General features: G+C 61.6%; 13 protein-coding genes. 9 read left to right on the top strand and 4 right to left on the bottom strand.

Translation table 11 applies throughout. The features are described 5' to 3' along the window. The first annotated feature begins 93 nt into the window (after positions 1-93). Entirely contained in the window at positions 94-906 is an 813-nt protein-coding gene (locus FPL22_RS17855; RefSeq protein WP_203235155.1) for a PEP-CTERM sorting domain-containing protein, read from the top strand. 112 nt (positions 907-1,018) lie between these two features. Here the strand turns inward: FPL22_RS17855 and FPL22_RS12535 are convergent, their stop codons facing one another. Beyond that, positions 1,019-2,797 (bottom strand): GH1 family beta-glucosidase, encoded by a 1,779-nt coding sequence (locus tag FPL22_RS12535; protein ID WP_144230758.1) that lies wholly within the window; start codon positions 2,795-2,797, stop codon positions 1,019-1,021. 254 nt (positions 2,798-3,051) lie between these two features. Here FPL22_RS12535 and FPL22_RS12530 point away from each other — a divergent pair, with 254 nt between their 5' ends. The 8 genes from FPL22_RS12530 (at position 3,052) to FPL22_RS12495 (ending at position 16,705) form a co-directional block, all read left to right on the top strand. Then, the gene (locus tag FPL22_RS12530) at positions 3,052-4,491 is read left to right on the top strand and encodes a GH1 family beta-glucosidase (RefSeq protein WP_144230757.1); all 1,440 of its coding nucleotides are present in this window, start codon (positions 3,052-3,054) and stop codon (positions 4,489-4,491) included. An 18-nt stretch (positions 4,492-4,509) separates the two neighbouring features. Next, positions 4,510-6,954 (top strand): glycoside hydrolase family 16 protein, encoded by a 2,445-nt coding sequence (locus FPL22_RS12525; RefSeq protein WP_144230756.1) that lies wholly within the window; start codon positions 4,510-4,512, stop codon positions 6,952-6,954. 78 nt (positions 6,955-7,032) lie between these two features. Next, positions 7,033-7,749, top strand: a complete 717-nt coding sequence (locus tag FPL22_RS12520) for a type II secretion system protein (protein ID WP_144230755.1) — start codon at positions 7,033-7,035, stop codon at positions 7,747-7,749. Between the two features lie 35 nt (positions 7,750-7,784). After that, complete coding sequence (locus tag FPL22_RS12515; protein WP_144230754.1) at positions 7,785-11,594, top strand: hypothetical protein; 3,810 nt, start codon at positions 7,785-7,787, stop codon at positions 11,592-11,594. Beyond that, entirely contained in the window at positions 11,570-12,322 is a 753-nt protein-coding gene (locus FPL22_RS12510) for a hypothetical protein (RefSeq protein ID WP_144230753.1), read from the top strand. The genes FPL22_RS12515 and FPL22_RS12510 overlap by 25 nt, the downstream gene beginning before the upstream one ends. Positions 12,323-12,342: 20 nt before the next feature. After that, positions 12,343-13,815 (top strand): MFS transporter, encoded by a 1,473-nt coding sequence (locus tag FPL22_RS12505; protein ID WP_144230752.1) that lies wholly within the window; start codon positions 12,343-12,345, stop codon positions 13,813-13,815. Beyond that, positions 13,812-14,924, top strand: coding sequence for a glycoside hydrolase family 5 protein (locus FPL22_RS12500; RefSeq protein WP_162525299.1), 1,113 nt, complete (start codon positions 13,812-13,814; stop codon positions 14,922-14,924). The genes FPL22_RS12505 and FPL22_RS12500 overlap by 4 nt, the downstream gene beginning before the upstream one ends. Next, entirely contained in the window at positions 14,897-16,705 is a 1,809-nt protein-coding gene (locus FPL22_RS12495; protein ID WP_144230750.1) for a heparinase II/III domain-containing protein, read from the top strand. Before FPL22_RS12500 ends, FPL22_RS12495 begins: the two co-directional genes overlap by 28 nt. Positions 16,706-16,723: 18 nt before the next feature. Here FPL22_RS12495 and FPL22_RS12490 read toward each other — a convergent pair whose 3' ends face one another. The 3 genes from FPL22_RS12490 to FPL22_RS12480 all read right to left on the bottom strand — a co-directional run bounded on the left by FPL22_RS12490 (position 16,724) and on the right by FPL22_RS12480 (position 22,348). Beyond that, positions 16,724-18,934, bottom strand: coding sequence for a hypothetical protein (locus FPL22_RS12490; RefSeq protein WP_144230749.1), 2,211 nt, complete (start codon positions 18,932-18,934; stop codon positions 16,724-16,726). 30 nt (positions 18,935-18,964) lie between these two features. Continuing rightward, positions 18,965-21,235 (bottom strand): response regulator, encoded by a 2,271-nt coding sequence (locus FPL22_RS12485; RefSeq protein WP_162525298.1) that lies wholly within the window; start codon positions 21,233-21,235, stop codon positions 18,965-18,967. 123 nt (positions 21,236-21,358) lie between these two features. Then, positions 21,359-22,348 (bottom strand): LacI family DNA-binding transcriptional regulator, encoded by a 990-nt coding sequence (locus FPL22_RS12480; protein ID WP_162525297.1) that lies wholly within the window; start codon positions 22,346-22,348, stop codon positions 21,359-21,361. Between the last annotated feature and the right edge of the window lie 8 nt (positions 22,349-22,356).

Below are 22,356 nucleotides of genomic sequence, written 5' to 3'. Positions count from 1 at the left end.
GAATCAGGAGATGACACATCTTATATCAGATCCGTGTTAACCGCTCCAAGCCGCTGTGTGCTAAATTTTGCTTAAGCCCACCCCATACAGTTTATGAAAATCAACCTACCCCGCCTTGCGTTCGTGCCCATTGCAGTCGTCACCTCCGCGCTAAGCCTGACGCCGCTTAAAGCAATAACCACAACCATCGACTTTTCCGGAACCCAATACGCAGACAATTTCACGGAAACCTCGAACCCCACGAATATGACCGTGAACAACGGTATACTCGAGACCACGACAAGCACCGGATCACTGTCAGGCATTGCCGTTTACAACCCCTCATTCACTGCGCAAAACACCGACAGTTTTTCACTCAAACTTGATGCGAAATTTGATGTGATGCCCTCCTCCTTTGGCGGCACGAGCGTGGGTTTCATAACAAACATCACAGGAGGCGTGGGATACCTGGCCGTATTTCGTCTTAATACGACCGGTGGAGTTAGCACTGCAGACTTTAGAATTTTCAAAGGAGCCAAGACCGATGGCACCTCGGTAGGAGCTCAGGTTGGATCGACCGTTACATTAAACTCTGCATCCCTGAACTCGGCCATCTTCAACTCGACCACCTTTTACACCATAAGCTTAAATGTTAATGCCGTAGCAGGCACTAGCATTGGTTTCACTGGCTCAATTCTAGACTCGTCCAACTCTAGCATCATCGGAGCATTTGGAACGATCTCGGATTCCACTCCGACTTTTGGCGGCACTTCAGTAGCTCTACGCTTAGGCACAGGCGGAAATAATGTGATGACCTCTGTTGATAATCTCGTCCTCACCACTTCCGCCGTTCCCGAACCGTCCACCTACGCGCTCCTCGGCGGTCTTGGTGCTCTCGGTTTCGTGCTCTCCCGTCGTCGTCGCTAATTCCCCCCCTTCGCCCGGTCTCATCACCGGTCGCTAACAAAGCCCCGACTCTCGCTCGCGAGAACCGGGGCTTTTTAATGTCCGCTCACTCCATCCCGATCACGCGGGCCTCTCACGCACCCGTGGCCGAGCGCGGGTTCTTCGACTTCAAACGCGGGTCCGCGACCACGCCGGCCCGTTCGCCCACACCCGCGCGGAATTGCCGTTGAAACTGTCCGGGCGTCTGCCCCGTGACGCGGCGAAACACCTTCGTGAAATGAATGCGATCGGAGAAGCCCGACTTCTCCGCCACGTCATCGATCAGCGAGCCGGACTGCTTCAAGAGCTCGCGCGCATGATCGATACGAACGCGCCGGATATACGCACTCAGGTCTTCACCCACTTGCTGTTTGAATTTGCGGCTCAGGAAATCCGGATGGCAGCGTAGGTGCGCGGCAAGATCTTTGATGTTGAATGACTCGCCTACATGCGCGGCGACATAACGCATGGTTTCCTGGATCACGTAGGGCTGCGGCGGGCCTGCGTCCGGCACGTATTTTTCCAGCGCCGCACCATTCGACACGATGACCTCGCGGAACCAATGCGCCGAATCTTTCAACGTGCGCCGCTGCGTCGCGTAATCGACATGGATCAGGCCGAAGCGGTGTTTATAACCTTCCTGCCATTCGAAATTATCCATCAGCGACCAGTTGAAATAACCGCGCACGTCGATGCCCTCGGCGAGCGCCCGGCGCAGTTGCAACAGGTAGCTGATCATGAACTCGATTCGCACCTGGTCATGCACGCGTCCGTCATGGCCCACCATGTCGCAATTCGACATGCCGCACTCGGTGATGACGATCGGCAGCTTGTAAGTTTCCGCCAAAAATTTCGGCCCCCAATAAAGCGCCTCGGGCGTCTGGCTCCACAGATAGAGCGTGCGCGGATGCCCGGGCGGCAGCGGTGCCAGCGTGGGCGCGCCACCCGGACCCGCCTTGATCGCCTCGCCTTGGAAAATATTGCACCCGTAAAAATCAATCGGCTGCTGGATGATTTTGAAATCCGCCTTCGTCGCACGCGGTGCCGCCGCGCCGTAAACGCGCAAGCCTTCCTCCGGATAATTACCAAACACCACGGGATCGCCCCACCAGCGGTTGTTCCACACACCGTCGGGCCACACCGAGTTGGTCGCGACGCGCGCGGCCGCGATATCCTCCGAGCTTTCCGTCGCCGGATAATAAATCGTGCCCGCCGGCGACCAACCCACGATCGGTTTCTTTTTCGCACGCTCGCGGATCACTTCCACCGCACGCCCGTGCGCCAGCAAGGCATGATGTCCCGCGAGCAGCACCTCGGGCAGATCGAGTTTTAAACCGGGAGCATGCTCGCCACTCGCGTGACCGAGGCCAATGAAGCATTGCGGCTCGTTGAGGGTCACCCAATGCGTCACCCGGTCCGACAGCCGGTCCACGACCGCCGCCGTGTATTTGGCAAACCAGGCTGGGCTCTCCGGATTCAGCCAGCCGCCGCGCAAAAAAAGTTGATAGGGAAAATCCCAGTGAAACAGCGTCACCCACGGTTGCACCCCGGCGGCGAGCAACTCATCCACCAACCGGTCATAGAAGGCCAGGCCCGCCTCGTTCACCGCGCCCGTGCCCGACGGCATCACACGCGGCCAGCACACCGAAAAGCGGTAGGCGTTGAGCCCCATTTGCGCCATGAGGGCCACGTCCCCTTTGTAGTGATTGTAGTGGTCGCACGCCACCTGGCCGGTCTGGCCGTCCCACACATGTCCGCGGCGACGCGTGAACATATCCCACACCGAGGGACCTTTGCCGTCGGCCTCCCACGCACCTTCGATTTGATAGGCCGACGTCACCGCGCCCCAGGAAAATTTATCCGGAAAACTCATGCAGGGTAAGGATTCGCAAGAAACTGCACTGCCGCGAAAGAGGTAAGCGATCAGCGAGTTCCCCGGCCTTGATGGTCAAAACCCGACTAAAAGCGAGGAAATCTTCCCTCATTGCCGGCGCAAACGCATCGGCAAATGACACATTCTGCATCAGCAGACGGCTAACCCCTATTCCTTCATTGGTGCTATGTTCATGCCCGAGCCACCCCGCTCTCTTCCCCTCCCCGGCTGCCGCCGCCCCCATTTACTTTCCCATGAGTTCATCCTTCCCATCCAACTTCACCTGGGGCGCCGCCGCGGCCTCCTACCAAATCGAAGGCGCCTGGCAGTCCGACGGCAAAGGCGCGTCCGTCTGGGACATGGTCTCACACCAAAAGGGCCGCATCTGGGAAGGCCACACCGGCGACGTCGCGTGCGACCACTACAATCGTTACAAGGACGACGTCGCCATGATGTCGCAGATGGGCCTGCAGGCCTACCGCCTCTCCGTTTCCTGGCCCCGCGTCCTGCCCAGCGGCACCGGCAAAGTCAACGAAGCCGGCCTCGCTTTTTACGATCGCCTCGTCGACGAGCTGCTCGCCGCGCGTATCCAACCTTGGGTTACACTGTTTCACTGGGATTTCCCCTACGATCTTTTCATGCGCGGCGGCTGGCTGAATCCCGACAGCGCCCAGTGGTTTGCCGACTACACCGCCGTCGTCGTCGACCGTCTCTCCGACCGCGTCTCGCACTGGATCACCCTCAACGAGCCGCAATGCTTCATCGGTCTCGGCCATCTCCACGGTGAACACGCACCCGGCCTCAAGCTAGGCCTCCACGAGGTCTTGCAAGCCGGCCACCACGCCTTGCTCGCCCATGGTCGCTCGGTGCAGACCATCCGCGCCCGCGCCAAGACCACGCCGGTCATCGGCTGGGCCCCCGTCGGTTGTATCAACTATCCGGTTACAGACTCCGCCGCCGATGTCGCCGCAGCCAACGCCGCGATGGACACCGTGTGGGACGGCCATTGCTGGAACAACCGCTGGTGGGGCGACGCCCCCGTGCTCGGCTCCTATCCCGAGCAGGGCTTGAAGGCCTACGGCAAAAACGCCCCGAAGTTCAAGGATGCCGATTTCGACATCATCAAGCAGCCGCTCGATTTCTACGGCTGCAATATCTACCACGCCACCCCCACCAAAGCCGGCGCCAATGGCGAGCCCGAGACCGTCCAGCTCGATCCAGGATTCCCCCACACGCACTTTCTGTGGAAGCGCACCGACAGCGCACTTTACTGGGGCACCAAGTTCCTCGCCGAGCGTTACAAGCTCCCCATCGTCATCACCGAAAACGGTCTCACCATGCCCGACTGGGTGTCGCTCGATGGCAAGGTCCACGATTCGCACCGCATCGACTTCCTCCACCGCTATCTCCTCGGTCTCGACAAGGCCATCGACGAGGGCGTGGACGTGCAGGGCTATTTCCATTGGTCGATCATGGACAACTTCGAATGGGCCGAGGGCTACAAGCACCGCTTCGGTCTCGTTCACGTCGACTACGCGACCCAAGTGCGCACACTCAAAGACTCGGCCCACTGGTATCGCGAGGTCATCCGCACCAACGGCGCCAACCTTTACAACACGCCTTCCTCCGCCACCCCTTTTACGACCGCGTCCAACGTCGGCGAAACCGCCTCGCTCACGACCGCTTCCGTCTAAAACCCCTCCCCTTTTTTAATGAAACGCTTTACCTCCTTCCGTCCGTTCTGCGCCGCCTTGCTTACCCTGGCAGCCACCCTTTCCGCGACCGCCGCCTCCGATCTGTTCACGCCCACGGCCGCCAGCATCGCCACCATCAAAACCGAGAAGGACCCCGTCCTCTCGCTGGAGGGTTCCGCACTCAAAGTGTCCTTCCCCAATGGCGGCGATTACCCGGGCCTTGACCTGCCCCTCGCCGGCGGCACCGCCAACCTCTCCGCCTTCGCCGGCGTCCAGGCCGAGATCACCAACACCGGCCCGTCCCGCCTCAACGTGAACCTCCGCGCCGACAACCCCGGCGACTGGCGCAAACAACCTTGGAACACCAACAACGTCTGGATCGCCGCCGGCGAAACCAAGATCGTCAAGGTCACCTTCGGCCAGTCGTATGGACGCGCCGGATACGCCCTCGATGCCGCTCGCGTGAGCAACCTCAAGCTCTTCGTCGAAAAGCCCAAGGCCGACGCAGTCATCCTCGTTAAAAACATCGCCCCCTTCGGCACCGGCACGCCGGCGGTCGCCCCTGCCGCCACCACCTCGACCTCACCCGCGGCCACGTCCGCCGCGGTTCCCGCCGGCGCCGTGATCTTCACGCCCACCGCCGCCAACATCGCCTCCATCAAGACCGAGCAGGCCCCGGCCCTCGCATTCGACGCGTCCTCCGGCGCCCCCGCCCTCAAGCTCACCTTCCCCAATGGCGGTGACTATCCCGGCTTCGACTACCCGCTCACCGGCGGACAGCTCAACCTCACCGGTTTCGCCGGCGTGCAGGCCACCGTCACCAACGCCGGCCAGTCCCGCGTCAACGTCGCCCTCCGCGCCGGCAACCCCGGCGACTGGCGCCAGAATCCCTGGAACACCGGCAACGTCTGGATCGCCCCCGGGGAAACCAAGACCCTCAAGGTCACCTTCGGCCAGTCGTATGGAAAGACCGGATACGCCCTCGACTCCTCGCGCGTGAACGTCCTCAAGCTTTACGTCGAGAAGCCCAAGGCCGACGCGGCCCTCCTCATCAGCAACCTCGCCCCGTTCGGCACCGCCTCCGCCACTGCCTCCGTGGAGACCGCTTCGGCCACACCCGTCGCCGCCGGTCAGGACGCCACGTTCTCGCCTTCCATCGGCGGTGAACTCCTCGACCTCGCGAAAAACAAACTCGCCGGCTTCAACCACTCCGATTCCTCCGCCGTCATCGAAGCCGGCAAAGTCAAGGTCACCTTCGAGGCCGGCTCCAACTATCCCAACATCCAGTTCCCCATTCCGAAGGGCGGCTGGAATCTCTCCGCCTTCAGCGCCATCGAAGTGAGCGTCACCAACGCCAACGACAAAAAGGTCACCGTATTCCTCCGCGCCGACAACCCCGGCGACTGGAAAGCCGAACCGTGGAACACCGAAAACACCGTCTTCAATCCCGGCGAAACCAAGATCCTCAAGCTCACCTTTGGCCAGCAGAACGGCGCCCCCGCCTTCCCGCTCAATCCCGCGCGAATCTCCGCGATCCAGATCTTCATCGTCCGCCCGAAGACCGCCACCACGCTCGTCCTCGACAACTTGAAGGCCTCTGGCAGCCCATCCGACGCCGCCAACAAACTTTCCTTCACCAAGCCCGAGGATCGCAACACACCGGCTGTTCTCCCCGCCTGGCTCGGCCAGCGCCCGCCCGCCGATCTCCCCGGCGAATGGGTCAAGACCCTCGATGAAAACTTCGACGGCACCCAGCTGAACGAAAAACTCTGGACCCCGCGCTTCCCGTGGGACGGCCCGCAGCCCGGCCAGTTGCAACATTACGTCCCGGAAAACGTCACGGTCGCCAACGGTGTCGCCACATTCAAAGTCGAGAAGAAGTTCGGCCACGAAAACAACGACCCCAAGCTCGGCACCCGTGCCTACAGCTCCGGCCTCATCCAAAGCTACAACAAGTGGTCGCAACTTTATGGATACTTCGAAGCACGCATCAAAGTCCCCTACGTCCGCGGTCTCTGGCCCGCCTATTGGATGATGCCCGACCGTGGAGCCGCCTCCGGCCTCGACACCTGGCGCCGCCGCGACACCGGCAAGGGCGCCATGGAAATCGACATCATGGAAATCCTCTCCGAGTGGGGCCCCGGCCGCAACAGCGTCGCCACCCACTGGGACGGCTACGGCTCCGACCACAAACAATGGGGCACCTCGCAAATTTACTACGGCCCCACGCCCGATGGTTACCACGTCTTTGGCCTCCTCTGGGAACCGGGTAAACTCACCTGGTATGTCGACGGCAAGAAAACCGCCGAGCAGATCAACGACCGCGTCAGCAACGTCCCCGCCTACTTGAAGTTCAACGTCCAGATGGGCGGCTGGGCCACCAAGAATGTCGATGATGCCAACCTCCCTGCTGTCATGGATGTAGACTACACCCGCGCCTGGCAGCTCAAGAGCCGCCTCTAAAGAACCGATATCCTTCGTTTGAGCACTCGCCGCAGGTGGGTTAAATTCCTCCTGCGGCCCCACCCCTCTACCCCCGTCATGAAACGCCACAACTACCCCACCACCCCGTCCGCCCGTGCAGGTTTCACGCTCATCGAGTTACTTACCGTCATCGCCATCATCGGCATCCTCGCATCGATTCTCATCCCCGTCGTCGGCAAGGTGAAGGAGTCGGCCGCCAAATCCACGTGCGCCAGCAATCTCCATCAGCTCGCCGTGGGCACGCTGACCTACGCCAACGATAATCGCGGCTCCATCCCTCTGCGGCCCGCCGGCAGTGTGATTTACCCGTTTCCGCACGCATTTATTTCCGCCGACTGGGACGCTTTCAGCCCGTATCTCGGCAACCCGCCGAAGGATGGAATCATGTTCTGCCCCGGCCCCCTAAAAGCGTGGCGCAGCACCGAGACCCCGGGCTACGCCGCTACTGGCACGACCGCGAATTACGTTACTTATTCCTACTTCGGAAATCTACCGCTCAAAGCTGCGATCGTTGCCGGTTTCGGGGCCGGCACCCCAAACGTGCTCAAACAGCGCAGCAACGTGCCAGATAATTTCCCTCTCTGGACTTGTCTCACCTACCGGTCCGCCGGTCGCAGCTACGGCCACTCCGATCCCGAACCTGTCACCGGCTCGGTGCAGGGCCAGAACGCCGCCCACGCCGATGGTTCCGTGCGCTGGGTGAAAGGACCCGCTCTCGTTTCCTACTTCGAGAGCGCCGGCGTGGATTTTTACGCCCCCGCCCCCGTCCTCTAAGACCGCGCCAGACGTCACCCCAAAGTCCGCCCGTAATGAATCGCATCCCCTCAAATTCCGTCGCCCGTCGTGAGCGCGGCTTTGCGCTGCTCATCACGATCACCCTCCTGGCCTTTCTCGTCCTGCTGCTCGTTTCGCTCGCGTCGCTCACGCGCGTGGAAACCCAGGTTGCGTCCAACAACCAGCAGCTCTCGCAAGCCCGCCAGAACGCACTCATGGCGCTCAACATCGCCGTCGGCCAGCTCCAGAAATACGCCGGCCCCGACCAACGCACCACCGCCCGCGCCGACCTGGAAAACACACCGGGCCAGAACAATTCCCAGTGGGTCGGCGTATACGGCAGCTCCGTTGCCGGCGACTACACCGCCACGCCCGAATCCATCGCGACCGCTCTTACATCGCCCACCAACATCATGGTGGATACCACCAACGCGGCAGATCCCCGTCGCAATACCGGATCTCCTGCACGCCTGCTCAACTGGCTCGTGAGCGGAAACGAAATCACGCCCTTCGATCCACGCCGGACCTCCGGCGATGTAGGTGCACTCGGCCAAATCACCACTGCTCCCGCAGCGGCCAGCATCCCCTACAAACCCGCCGGCACCGTCGCCAATCTCACCGAGACCACCGCGGCCCTGGCGACCAATCTCACCATCACCAACGCCAGCAACGTCACGCGCCCGGCCCGCCTTCTCGTAGGACAAAACAGCGTTACCTCATCCCTCAACGGATCGCAGCCCATTGATTACGTCGTCGCCCCCGCCGTGGACATCACCGTGCCCGCCGCGAGCGTCCCGGGCATGGGCAGCGGATCACCTGTCACCGTCGGCCGTTACGCATGGTGGGTTGGCGACGAAGGCGTGAAAGCTCGCGTCAACCTCCCTCTCGCCGGCACGGACATCAGCCTCACTAACGACGAAAAGTTCGAGCAACAACGCAACGCGTTCTCCAACTCCACGCGCGCAGCCATCGAACTGATGGCGTCCGACACACCAAGTTGGACGGCCTCAATGCCGGCCCTGAATTCGCCCCGCATCGACACACTTTACAGTCCTGACGCAGCCACGCTCGCGCCGATCGTCTCGCCCAAACAAGTCCCTCTGGCCTCCACCAATGCGCCCGCGATGTCGACGGCGCTCAAATACCGCTTCCACGACGTCACCACCCAATCCACTTCCGTCCTCGCCGACACCAATGCCGGCGGCCTTAAACGGGACCTCAGCATTCTCCTCGATCCCAGCTACACCCCGGCAGCAACCGATCCCACAGCTGACCTCAACCGCATGTGGGTTCCCCATTCCGGAGACAACGGAGGCTTCGTCGCCAGCGGTGGCTTTGCGATCCCCACTTGGCGGCATCTTCGCTCCTTTGCGCAAACCCGCGTGCCCACCGCATCCTCAGATCCCAACGCCCTGAGTGTCCCCGTTCGCCTGCCCACCTACGACAAACCGAACAAAACCACCGTTCCGGCCGACGCAGATCATGTCGGCGCCGCTCCTGTTATCACTTATTTCTCGCTCGGCTTTCGCGCCGCACCCGTAGCTACTCCCGCTCCCGGCGTGGAGATTCACATGAATCTCTATCCACTTGTCGTCATCTGGAACCCTTACAATGTCACCCTCCGCGCTCCCGCCGCCCAGGCAGACGGCAGCAATTTTGAAGTGGGTGTCCAGCCTTCGCACGACGGACAGGTCAACGTTGAGCTCGAAGCCGATATCGCGGGCACTTGGACATCCCGAGGTCGCTTCAACTTCCTCCGCACCCACTACGGCAACAACGGTAACTTTATCCGCTTTCGCCTGAAGTGCCCCGACATACTACCCGGTCAAAGCCTTGTTTTCTCCCTTCCTGTCACCTCGAGCGGTCAGGTTTATAACCAGCAGAACATACTTGAAAACATCGAGCCTGAGCCTGGCGCCTACGTTTCCGTTCCCTTCCGCACCGGTCCCGCCGGCAGCCCGACGAACATCACCATCTTGGCAGGCGAGGAAAACCTCTCCTATCGCCTCGCCGCAAGTCCCGGAACCCAGAGCGCCAGCTTCCTGGGTGGCGGAGGCATCAATATCTACCTCGGTGAGCCCAGCTCCCTCTCCTCTCTGACCACGACCGGCGGAGCCAACGATGCGGCCAATCGCGCCTTCTTCAACCCCTCCGCCACAAACCGCCGCTGGTATAGCACCGCACAGGATATGGATTGGTCCGGTCTGGTCGTCACCCCGCCCTTTCAAGAGCCCGGCCCGCTTGTCCACGACACCATCGCCTCAGAGCCCACCTATGTTTTCCAAACGCAGGCACTCTTCTCCGGCCAAGGCAGCAACGCACAGCTCAATGCCAACCAATACATGTTCGCGACCCGCTGGCTCGCGCAGGGCAACATGCGAGCCGTCCGCTCCGGGCGCACCCGCCGCGACAACAACTACAACGTCCTCTTCACCGCCACCGCCGGTCAGCCACTCTACACGTTCCCTTGGCAGAAATTCATCAACGGTCCCGGTCCGGATAGCGACCGCACTTCAGCCGGCCAAGGTCACGACTGGTTGGGCGGCGCTCCCGTCGATGTCGGTCTTTTTGAATTCCCCTACGAAAACCAACCGCTCCAATCCATCGGACAGCTTCAACACGCGAACCTTTCTCTCGTTGGCGCCTACCCAGCCTACCCCGTCGGCAACAGCCTGGCCGATTTCCGTCTCGTTTCCGGCGGCGCCAGTTTCTCGACCACGCCCCCCGGCTGGCAAATCGCCCGCGTCGATTCCGGCACCGGCGCCCAAGGCATCGGAAAACTCGGTTCCGACATGCGCGGCTATTACGACATTTCCTACCTGCTTAACCGCAACCTGTGGGACCGCTACTACTTCTCCACCGTCCCCGCCACCGGTGCCATCTCCGCGACCCAGACTTTTCCCAACACCCGCCATCTGCGCTACAACCCCGCGATCGATGTTCAAAACCCCGACCGCTCTGCAGCCGGCCTGATGGTTGCCGGCGCGTTCAATATCAACTCCACCTCCGAACAGGCTTGGCGGGCGATTCTGGGTGGTGGCAATCAGCTCAGGTTCAATCCGGAAAACCCGGGTTCCCCCTCAACCAATACGCTCAAGACAACCTTCTCCCGTTTCATCCGTCCCAACGGCGACGATAATCCCAATGATGCCTGGAAAGGCTACCGCTCACTCGACGAAAACGAAATCGCCCAGCTCGCCCGCGACATCGTCACCGAGATCCGCAATCGCGGCCCCTTCGTTTCTCTGGGTGATTTCGTGAACCGCCGCCTCGTGGATAACTCCGGGACCCCCGGCGAGGACGAGAGCTATCGCGGCACCATTCAAGCCGCCATCGACGCCACCACCACGTCCTCGTCCACCCGCTTTCCGACCAACGACGCCGGCGACACCTTCTGGGCGCAGGACCAGCTCATCACCTCGAGCGGAACCCGGGTTAACCAGGAAAGCCAATACACCATGGGCTACTACGGCCGCCCGCTCGTCGAAGGGCGCCGCAACACCTCGACCACCGCAGAACGGCCTTACGGCGGCCGTTCTTCCTTCGCTCCCAAATACATCACGCAGGCCGACATCCTTTCCAAGATCGGTGCAGGCCTCTCCGGTCGCTCCGACACCTTTACGATTCGCACCTATGGCGAAACCGTGAATCCCGTCCTGCCCGACACCGATCCCAATTACATCACCGGCCGCGCGTGGTGCGAAGCCGTTGTCCAGCGCCTCCCCGAATATGTCGAGAGCTCCGTGAACGCTTGGGACAGCCCGGGCAACGGCAGCGTCAGCCAAACCTTCGGCCGCAAATTCAAAATCATTTCTTTCCGATGGCTCTCGCCCAACGACATCTGATCCGCGTCCTCGCCTGCGTTTTTCTACTGGTCGCGCCCGCAATCTTGCGCTCGCAAACTTCGCCTGCGCCCGAAGCACCCGCCCCGCAGTTTCGCGTCGTCTCGATCGCCGGCGTGGAAACCTTCTTTTTCGACGTCGAAAAAAAGAAAGAATCACTGAACGCCGCCGCCGGCTCATTCTCCCAGCTCTACCCCGCACCAAAAAACCGGGACGTCGTCTTCTACCGCGAGGTGCCCAACGCAGACCCCAAACTGCCCCCGGTCAAAACGCCGGTCGCCAAGGCTCAGCTGCCTGCTCAAAAAATCGGCCCCTTTCTCATACTCATCGCCAAGAATCCGCCCGAAGCCGAACTCGCCTACAACACCCTCGTCATCGACCAATCTCTCGAAGCCCACCCAGCCAACAATTATCGCGTGTTCAATTTCTCCAAGCGCCGTCTGGCTGTAAATATCGCCGACACGAAGATGGTGCTGCCGACCGGCCAGTATCAGACCGCCCCCTATCCGACCTCACGCAAAGCTTGGCTTCAAGTAGCCGCGGATGAAAAAGCTGATGGCTGGCTCCTCGTAAGCAGCAGCGCCCATCCTGTCGGCGCCGATTCCCGCACCAGCATCTTCCTGGTGGATATTGCCCCGTCGCCGATGGACCCCAATCCCAAGGGAATCGTGGCCCGCCGTATCCGGGAGTCCATTACGACCGACGAAAAGGGTGTTCAGCACGTTCGCTGATCGCCCTCCGAACCAGCTCCATGTCCGCGATCCCGGCACCTGCTTCTTCTTCGTCTTCGCAACCCGCCGCCAACGATCCCAATCGGCTCAAGGTCGGCACGCTCACCTACACCCGGGCGAGTCTCATCACGCTCTTCCTCTTCCTGCTCTGGGGTGACTTCTGCTTCACGCTCATGGAGACGGTGGTGCCGAGCATTCTACCACTGAAGCTCAACTCCATCGGTGCGCCCAACTGGGCTCTCGGCCTCATCGTCACCACCATCCCCAACATGATGGCGGCGGCGATCAACCCGATCATCAGCTTCCGCAGCGACCGCTTCCGCAGCAAATGGGGACGACGCATCCCGTTCCTCATCGGTGCCACGCCGTTCCTCGTTATTTTCCTCATTCTGCTCGGCTACGCCGCTCCCATCGGCCGCTGGTTGCACGACATCGGCCTGCACGGTCGTTTCTCCGAGATGTCCGTCATGCTCGTCGTGATCGGCGTGCTGATGATCTGCTTCCAGTTCTTCAACCTCTTCATCACGTCGGTCTATTACTACCTGTTCAACGACGTCGTTCCCCACGCCTTCCTCGCCCGCTTCATGGCGCTCTTCCGCGTCGTGGGTTCACTTGCCGGCGCCGGCTATAATTTCTTCGTGTTGAAATACGCCGAGTCGCACATGCAGCTCATCTTTATCGTCGCCGGCGTGCTCTACCTCATCGCCTTCGTGATGATGTGCTGGAAGGTCCGCGAGGGTGATTATCCGCCTCCACCTGAATACATCGGCGAGAAAAAAGGCTTCCGCGCCGCCATCCGCACTTATGCCACCGAGTGTTTTACCCACCGCTTTTACTGGTATATCTTTCTCGCCAACGCGTGCATCGCCATGACCTGGGCCTCCGGTTCCTACACGCTTCTCTACCAGACCAAATACCTCGGTCTCTCCTTCGATTTCATCGGCAAGGTCGGCGGTATCTGCGGCATCGTCGGCGTCATTTTACTCTACCCCGCCGGCATCCTCGCCGACCGCGCCCATCCGTTGCGCGTGCTGCTGATCGCCATGAGCCTTCAGGTGTTCATAGGGCCGTTCTCCATCACGTTTGCGATGATGAGCCCGGGCATTTCACCCAACATCCTTCCTTGGATCTATGTCACGTTGAGTGTCATCGGCCTGCCGCTCTACATTCTTTATAGCGCCGCCGAGATTCCCACGCTCATGAAAGTCTTCCCGATGGATCGTTACGGCCAGTTCTCGTCGGCCAACGCTCTCGTGCGTTCCACCGCGCTCATCTTCGGCGGCGTCGCTTGCGGCGTGTTTTTCGATCTTACGTCCAAGCTGAATCCCAATCCGGTTTACGCCTACCGGTTCCTTCCCGTGTGGAACTTCACCTTTCAGGCCGGCTCGCTCTTCTTCACGTGGTTGCTCTACCGCGAATGGAAAAAGCTCGGCGGAAAAGACAATTTCGTCCCGCCCGCTCCGCTGCCCAATTCACCCGTCATGACACCATGAGCCCGCTGCCACTCACCGCCACCCGCGCCCAACGTCTGCGCCGTGGCATTAATCTCAGCCACTGGTTCTCCCAGATCTATGTCGCTCCGGGATATGTCCCCGCCCACTTCGATTCCTACATCCGCGTAGCCGACATCGCGCTCATCCGCGACCTGGGCTTCGACCACGTTCGCTTTCCGATCAACTGCGAACCGATCCTCGCCGCGGCAGCTGCCGATGGCACGTTGCCCGCCGACTACCTCGCGCGTATTCAGAACCGGATAGATGTGATCCTCGACCACGGGCTCGCCGTCATCGTCGACATCCACCCCGAGGATGCGTTCAAAAAACACCTCGCCACTCAACCCGCCGCCCTCGCGACGTTCGTTAATTTCTGGGAGCAATTCGCCGCCGCCCTCGTGCGCTTCGACCCCGAGCGCACGTTTTTTGAAGTGCTCAACGAGCCCTGCGTCCACGACCCGCTTCGTTGGAATAAAATCCAAAACACGCTCGTCGAGGCCATCCGCCGCGTCGCACCGCATCATACGATCATCATCACGGGCGATCAGTGGTCGTTGCTGCCCGATCTCCTGCAAGTAACGCCGCCGGCCGACCGCAACATCATCGCCAATTTCCATCTCTACGATCCCCACGTCTTCACGCATCAGGGAGCGGGCTGGGTGTCGCCCTGGGCGATGTTCACCAAAGGCCTCACCTATCCCGCCGACCCCACGTTCATCGCCGAATTCCTCAAGAGGGTCACCGATCACGATGCCCGCCGCCAGCTTGCCGAATATGTGGTGATGAACTGGAATGCGCAGGTCTATCACGACTTCATCCAGCCCGCCGTCACCTGGGCCCGCGAGCACGGCCTGGTTCTCACGTGCAATGAATTCGGCGTGTATAAAAAATTCGCACCACGTGCCTCGCGCCTGGCTTGGGTGCACGATGTCTCCGCTGCACTTTCTGCAAACGGCATTGGTTGGACCATGTGGGATTACGCCGGGGATTTCTCGGTCGTCTCCTCAAAGGACGGCCTCCGCGTTCCCGACATCGAGCTGTTGCACGCGCTCGGTCTGCCCGCTCATACTGCCGGCACCCCATGCGTAGTATCTTCATCGCCTGCCTAGGACTGATCGCAGCATTCACCGTTTCCAGAGCCGCCGAATCACCGGCGTTGCCACCTCATCCCCGGCTGCTCGCCACCTCCGCAGACTTCGACCGTATTCGCGAATCGGTTACGCATGACGGTCCGCTCAAAGATGCGTTCGTGATTCTGAGCGAAACGGTCGAGCGGGAATACTACGCCCCGCTTCTTACGAGGCAGCTCATCGGCCGTCGCATGCTCGACACCAGCCGCAACGCCGTCCGTCGCATCCTCAATGGCGCCCTGCTTTACCGCATCACCGGCGATAAAAAATGGGCGGCTCGCGCTGAACAAGAGATGCTTTCCGTCGCCGCCTTCAGTGACTGGAACCCATCCCATTTTCTCGACACCGCTGAAGCCGCCACCGCCGTGGCCATCGGTTACGACTGGCTCTACGATGTGTTGTCCCCCGAATCGCGCACGGTGCTTAGGCATGCCCTGGTCGAGCAAGCGCTCAAGCCCGGCGACTCCGACCAGCTCGGGTGGCGCAAGGGTCTTAATAACTGGCGCCAGGTGTGCGAAGCCGGCCTCACGCTCGCCGCGCTGGCCGTTGCCGAGGAAGAGCCGGAACTCGCCGCGCGCACCATCGCTCGTGCCCGTCGCAATGTTCCGCCTATTTTCGAAACCTACGCACCCGACGGCGCCTACGTCGAAGGCCCCATGTATTGGGAATATGGCTCCACGTTTCATGTGTTGCTCATCGAGGCCCTGCGCACCGCCACCGGTTCGTCTGCAGTGCTCGGCAGCGACCCCGCGTTCCTCCAAAGCGCCTCCGTCGTCAATATCCTCACCGGTCCCTCCGGTGACTTCTTTAACTACGGCGACTGCATACTTCGCCGCAGTTATCTGCCAGTCATGTATTGGTTCGCCCGCGAAACCCGCAGTCCGGGCATTGCAGCTCGCGAGCATTTGAAGATCGGGAAACCCGGCGTGGATTACAGCGCGCATCCGGAAAAGGCTCCGCTCACGAGTCGTTTTTTCGCGCTCTCACTCCTGTGGATGCCCGCCGGCCCGGCCGCCACTCCAGTCGCGACGCCTGAAAGCTGGAAGACTGAAGGTGCCAACCCCATGGCGATTTTCCGCCGAGGCGATGGTCGCAATTCACTCTATGCCGGCATCAAGGGCGGACGCGCGCGTATCAGCCACGGGCACCAGGATGCCGGCAGCTTCATTCTGGAACTCGGTGGCGTCCGCTGGACGACCGATCTCGGCATGCCCAGCTACAACACCGTCGAGCAGGCCGGCATTTCACTGTTCGGTAAGGACCGCTGGAAGGTTTTCGCCCTCAACGCCAGCAGCCACTCCGTTCCGTTGATCGACGATCTGGATCCCGACGAAAACGCAACCGCCACCCTGCAAGCATTCTCCGCCGGCGAACAATCCGCGCTCATCAACCTCACCCCGCTCTACGCCTCCCAAGCCAAGAAACTCACCCGCGAACTGCGTATCGATTCAGCGGATACCGTAATAATTCGCGACCGGTTGACCGGCGCGACCACCGGTGCGCATTATCGGTTTTCCTGGATGACCAAGGCTTCGGTCGAAACCAATCCCACCGGCGCGACTCTGCGCATGAACGGTAAAACGCTGCGCCTCGTTTTCTCCAGCGACGCCGCGTTCAAGGTCTTCGATGAAGACGCCTCGCATCCACCCGCGGACTACGACGCGCCCCAGCCAGGCCTTCGTCGTATCGGCGTGGTGTTCACCGTTACGAAGCCGGAGCACACGCTTAGTGTAACCGCGCGACTGGTCGACCAGCCCTGAATCGGTTCAGCAGTTGGTTCAGGGGAGCGTAAGTTCGATCACGAGCTTGCCTTCCTTGGCTTCGGGACCGCCCGAAAAATAGAAAACCACAAAGCTGCTGCTGGCCATGAGCGTCTCCTTGCCTTCCTCGCCCGCCTGACCCCACGCATCGCCGTTGAACTTGATCACGGCCGGTCCGGATTGGGTCGAGTAGGTCACCGAGCCGGGAGCCACCACGGCCTTCTGGCCGAGTGACAACGACGCGCGGTTCATCTTAACCGTGTAAACTCCGGAGATCGGGCCGCGCGGATCATCCATGTTGATCGGCTTGAACACCGTCTCGATCTTCAACGACGACGGAAGGCACGTGACCAGCGTCTCCACCGAAAAGCGCGAATGCACGCCGGTGATTTCAAACACCACCTTGCCGTCGCGCACGGTCTTGTTGATGGCCGGTTTGTAATCCGTGTCACCCATCGCGCCCGCATAAAACGTCTTGGCGGTCCCGGTGAACATACCCTGCAACTCCAACCAGCCGAACTCGTCGATGATCGTTTTGTTTCCCACGCCCACCATCTTGCGCAGAAGACCACGGTCAGAGACTTCGAAACTGTAGCGCTCGTTGCGGAAGCTGCGCGGCGATTTCATTTCCTCGACCAGCATGCGCGCGTTTTCTTCTTCGCGCAAGCGCAGCTCCTCGGCGGACAACTGTGGAACCGCCGCGACGACCTCCGGGCTGGCGCTCTTGCCCTTCGTCATAAAAAAAGCCCCCGCTCCGCCCAACACCACTACGGCCGCGATGGCGGCGAACAAAGCCACCGGTTTTTTCTTGGGGGCAACCTGAATGATTTCTGGCTCAGGCGCCGCCTCCACCACCGGATCATCCGGTAAAAAAAGTATCGGCACAGGAGCGGCAGGCACCACCGGAGCCACCACCGCGACGGGCGCGGGCGCAGGCAGAGGCGCGGGTTTGGGTGTCGGCGCCACCGGTTTCATGATCGGAGCCGCTGTCATCGGCTTGGGAGCCACGGGCGCCGCAGCCGCGGACGCGGGCACCGGCTTCATGATCACGGGCGCAGCCTTGGGCGCGGCGGCGGCGGCCGAAGCCATGACCGGAACCGGTGCAGGCTTGGCGGGAGCAGGTGCCACCACGGGAGCCGGTGCCTTGATCACCGGAGCCACCGGCTTGGGTGCGACCGGTGCGGATGCTGGCGCGGGTGCAACCGACACAGGTGCATTCACATCCAACCAACCCGGCTGCCACGCTTGCTCTCCGCCGCCGGTCGAGGACGCCTGGAACAACACGCCGAGCGCCGATACCGGCAGCGTGGCGGCGACGGCGCTGCCACCCAGCCCGCGTTGCGCGCAGAATGCCGCCATGTCTGGAGCCAGCGGCGCGAGCTCCAGCGCGGAGGCCACCGCCTTCGCCAGCCAGGCCTGACCCGCCGGCAAACCGGCCACATGCAACGCCGTCGGCGCGCAGCCCAGTGCCGTGATCGCCGGCCGCAGCACTGCAGCCAGCCGCTCTGCCACCGGACCCGCCGTCTCCGAGAAATCGTAATCGTTATTAAAAAACAGCTTCGCCGCCGCCGCGCGAAACTTCAGGCCCAGCCCGGCCTGCACCGCTTCGAAAATCTGCGTGAAGCCGATCGCCGCGAGTCCGGCCGCCTCGCAGCCCGCCGCGGAAACACACGCCAGCTGCGCGTCGGTCTCGCCCACCTGCCACACCAGCACGCGCGTCGATTCCGGCATGTCCTGCAACGCTGTCACCACGGCACCAATACGCACCGGCAACGCCAGCCGCACATTCGCGGCGGAGAAACCCAGTGACGCGAGCTGCGCTTTCGCCGCATCCACCTGTTCGGTGGCGGCACCCGTGACCACCCACGGCGACGCCCCGACGGTATCCACGCGGGAACCGTTCGTCGCATCAAACGCCACCACGCTCAACGGCGAACCCAGTCCGTGGGGCGCGGATTCTGCACGCGCGAGCAAGCTCTTCGTCGTGCGCATCGAAGCCGCTTCCTCCGCGGACGAACGCAGCACGAAACCCGAAGCAGGCACCAGCAGCACCTGCGCATTGGCCGTCGCCAATCCCGGTGCGATTTCTGCGAGCACCGTCGTGACGGCAGCGGCCTCGAGGGCGCATTCCTTAAAACCTTCCAGACGGCCGGCGGCATTGATCACTGCGAGCTGCACGGAATGTGGAGCGAGTTCTACGAGAAGACGGGGAACGGATTGTGATGCCATGAACGTGTGATATTAAACTGAAGCTGAGAATCAGGTGGCACTCATCATGTCTTGGATGATGCGTTTTCGTTTGGCCTCGAAGGCCTGCTCTTTTTCGGTGTGCGCGGTGTATTCGGCGTCCAACGCCTGGCGATCCGCGTCAAGCAACGCGCGGGCATTGGCCAGTGCGGCGAGATCTTTTTTCAACTGGGCCGCCTGCCCGGCCTGCTGCTTTTCGACCTCGGCGAACTGCGTTTCGCGACGTGTGAGTTCGGACGCCTTTTGCTCGAAGGCTTTTTTGGCCGCGTCCAGCGAGGCTTGTTCCTCTTCGGCCGCGGCACTGTCGGCTTCCATGCGGGCACGCAATGAAGCGACTTCCTTTTCACGGGTCGCCAGCGTCTGCTCGCGCGTTTTCAACGCGGCGGCGCGCTCCTCGATTTCGGCCGTGCGTGTGGCCACGGCATGCAACGCCTTTTCCTCGGCTGCCGCCGCGCGGGCTTCGATTTCGGCCGCCGTGGTTTCGCGTGCGGTGAGCTGCTTCTCTTGCGCGGCAATCTTCTTCGCCTGCGCCGCCAGCTCTTTGGCGCGCACCTCGGCTTCGGCCTGGGCTTCTTCAAGTCCCGCCGCATCGGCTTCGATCCGCGCAGTCTCGGCAGCGAGTTTGGCCTGAGTGACTTTGGCCGACTCACCCGCTTCCTTGGCTTGCGCGAGCGCCGCGGCGGTTTCCGCACGCATGGGCTCCAGCGCCTTCGCTTCCTTGGCCAGCCGGGATTTTTCGCCCAGCAGCTCGGCTTCAAGATTGGATAAATGCTCCGCGCTGATCACCGCGGCCTGTTCGCGCTCGGCCAATTTGACGAGTTGCGCGGCCAACGCTTTTTCACGGACCTTCAGATCGGCGACCTGCTTCTTCGCATCCGCTTCGGCAGCTTCCAAAGCGGCCGCTTCCGCTTCAATGCGGGCGGTCTCGGTGGCCAGTTTGGACTGAGTAACCTTGATCGACTCACCAGCTTCCTTGGCTTGCGCGAGCGCTGCGGCGGTTTCCGCACGCATGGGCTCCAGCGCCTTGGCTTCCTTGGCGAGCCGGGATTTTTCACCCAGCAGTTCGGCCTCAAGATTGGATAACCGCTCGGCGTTCACCATCACGGCCTGCTCGCGCTCGACCAACTTGATGAGCTGCGCGGCCGCCGCTTTTTCACGGAGAGCCAGATCACCCGATTGTTTCGCCGCAGCCGCCTCGGCAGATTCCAAGGCCGCGGCTTCGGCTTCGATGCGCGCAGCTTCGCGGGCGACTTCCTTTTGTTTGGCGGCGAGCGCGACTTGCGCCTGCGTGTGGGCCGCGGCCTCTTGCCCGAGGGTTTCACGAAGACTGGCCAGACCGGCGCGTTCCTCGGTGAGGCGTGCTTGCGCGAGGGGCAGATCTTTTTGCGCCACGTCAAACGCCGCGCGCGCCGCGGCCAGTTGTTTCTCGCGACCGGAGAGTAATTGCTCCGCCACTTCCACCTCGGCCCGGGCTTCTTCATGCGCGTTCACTTCGGCGGCATGACGCGCCTCTGCTTCAACCAGTTGCTTCTCGCGCGCAGCCTGGGCCGCGACGGAGAGCACGGACGCTGCTTGCAAGGCTTCGAGTTTTTCACGGGCGACACGGATGGCCGCCTCCTCGGCCGCATGCCGCTTTTGCTCGATGCTAAACGATGCTTCCATCTCGGCCAGGGCCTGCTCGCGCTCCTCGATGTCTTTAGCGCGCGACACGCTGGTGGCGTTGGCGAGATGTTGTTTATCGAGCGCTTCCTGCAGCTCGCGGCCCAGACGATCACACTCCGCGCGCAGGGTTTTTAATTCACGGCCATCAGTCGCGGACGATGCGGCGGTGGCTCGCGCACTGCCGCTTTCATCCGCCAAAAAAAGTGTCAGCGACGAACGGCAATGGAGCATAAAGGCTCCCTCCTCGTCCTTCGCGTAGACGGGTTTCAGCAGTTCGTCCGCCCGCGCAATCATTGCACCGAGATTAATCGGCGGATGGAAGAGATCACGCACGCCGAAGCGGATGGCCTTCACGATGAAATCGAGCTGCGGTTTTGCGCACAGCAACAAGATCGCCGCATCGGGCTGCAGGCCGCGCATGCGCTCGACCAGCTCGAGAACTTCAGCATCCCGCGTGCGCCCGTCGCACAGGATCAAATCAAATTTTTCGCCCTTAAGCGCTGCTTCCACCTCGGGTTCCGTCGCAAACGTGCGGTCATAGAGTCCGCTGGCAGTCGCAATCAATGCTTGGGCATTGAAGACGGCGGAGCCTGTCCTGAGTAGTAGGAGTTTAGCCGACACGAGGTAAGGGGTTGTTAACCGGCGGGGTGCGAAAGCGAGACAAAGCAAAGGGCACTCCTCAACGTCTTATCCTGCAACCCCAAAAACCGAACCTCGTCAGGCTTTTACAATGTTTTACCGTTTTTAGCCCGGCAGCTCCGCAGGCCCAGGCTCCTGCCAGGCCGAGCTCACCACGATCGTCTGCTCGTTGCGCGGTATTCCCTTTTCTCCATCGGCCAGCAAACGGTGCAGCAGCGTCATCGCCGAATGCCCCATGCTCGCATAATCACGAACGAATCGCGCCTGGGTGCACACCGTTCCGTCGGGCGGCGATAACTCCACTTGAGGCAGGTGCGCGACCAACCGGTGCAATTCCACCGCGCGTTCTTCAAACGATTTGCCCAACACCAGTGAATCCGGCCGGTTGCGTTTCAACCAACGCGCGAAATCCGCGGGCCGATCCAGTTTCGCCGTATAATAAGCGTCCGACATCTTATCCTCAGCGCGGTGATAGTGAACCAGTGCCGCCCGCAACAACGGCAGTCCCATCAGATGGTGCATGGTGTTGTCATCCACAAATCCCGGCCGACACCAGCCCTGCGCCCGCAGCCGCGACAAGGCAAAGCTGATGTCTTTGTCGTAATCACGCCCCACCCGATGCAACGCCGGCGAGACCAGGCTTTGCCCAATCGTCACCCAACTGAAGTCGCCCCATGGCAGCACGGGATCAACCAGCGCATGCTCCAGCGGTCCCAACAGCAGGCCGCGAATACCACGCGCCCGGCACATCCGCGCAGTCCTCCTCAACGCCGCCTTGTCCTCAAAATCCACCGTGAAAAACTCGATCTGGTATCCCAACATCCGCCCGCGTTCGCCCGCGGATGAAAACAAGTCTCCCAACCACGGCTGCGCTTGCGGCGATACATCCAGGAACCATCCGATGGTCTCCCGATAAAAATCATGCCGGCGCGCCCGCGACATGCCCTCGGCGACCACCGGGTCGGCGTGATAACCGCGGCTCGCCGCCAGCGACTTCACCCGTGCGGTGGTTTCGGGCGTGATGCGGGAGTCGGAACGCAGCGCGAGCGACACGGTCGCCGCGGAAATTCCAAGTTCGCGCGCGAGTTGACGCATGGTGGGCC

The sequence above is a fragment of the Rariglobus hedericola genome (genome assembly GCF_007559335.1).
In the GTDB taxonomy this organism is placed as follows: Bacteria; Verrucomicrobiota; Verrucomicrobiia; order Opitutales; family Opitutaceae; genus Rariglobus; species Rariglobus hedericola.
The sequence above is the reverse complement of the archived record's forward strand: the minus strand, read 5'-3'. Positions and strand labels throughout refer to the sequence as shown.

Bases quoted from the DNA above. Each gene is read 5' to 3' on its own strand.
- FPL22_RS17855 (WP_203235155.1), top strand. From the start codon at position 94: ATGAAAATCAACCTACCCCGCCTTGCGTTCGTGCCCATTGCAGTCGTC.
- FPL22_RS12535 (WP_144230758.1), bottom strand. From the start codon at position 2,797: ATGAGTTTTCCGGATAAATTTTCCTGGGGCGCGGTGACGTCGGCCTAT.
- FPL22_RS12530 (WP_144230757.1), top strand. From the start codon at position 3,052: ATGAGTTCATCCTTCCCATCCAACTTCACCTGGGGCGCCGCCGCGGCC.
- FPL22_RS12525 (WP_144230756.1), top strand. From the start codon at position 4,510: ATGAAACGCTTTACCTCCTTCCGTCCGTTCTGCGCCGCCTTGCTTACC.
- FPL22_RS12520 (WP_144230755.1), top strand. From the start codon at position 7,033: ATGAAACGCCACAACTACCCCACCACCCCGTCCGCCCGTGCAGGTTTC.
- FPL22_RS12515 (WP_144230754.1), top strand. From the start codon at position 7,785: ATGAATCGCATCCCCTCAAATTCCGTCGCCCGTCGTGAGCGCGGCTTT.
- FPL22_RS12510 (WP_144230753.1), top strand. From the start codon at position 11,570: ATGGCTCTCGCCCAACGACATCTGATCCGCGTCCTCGCCTGCGTTTTT.
- FPL22_RS12505 (WP_144230752.1), top strand. From the start codon at position 12,343: ATGTCCGCGATCCCGGCACCTGCTTCTTCTTCGTCTTCGCAACCCGCC.
- FPL22_RS12500 (WP_162525299.1), top strand. From the start codon at position 13,812: ATGAGCCCGCTGCCACTCACCGCCACCCGCGCCCAACGTCTGCGCCGT.
- FPL22_RS12495 (WP_144230750.1), top strand. From the start codon at position 14,897: ATGCGTAGTATCTTCATCGCCTGCCTAGGACTGATCGCAGCATTCACC.
- FPL22_RS12490 (WP_144230749.1), bottom strand. From the start codon at position 18,934: ATGGCATCACAATCCGTTCCCCGTCTTCTCGTAGAACTCGCTCCACAT.
- FPL22_RS12480 (WP_162525297.1), bottom strand. From the start codon at position 22,348: ATGCGTCAACTCGCGCGCGAACTTGGAATTTCCGCGGCGACCGTGTCG.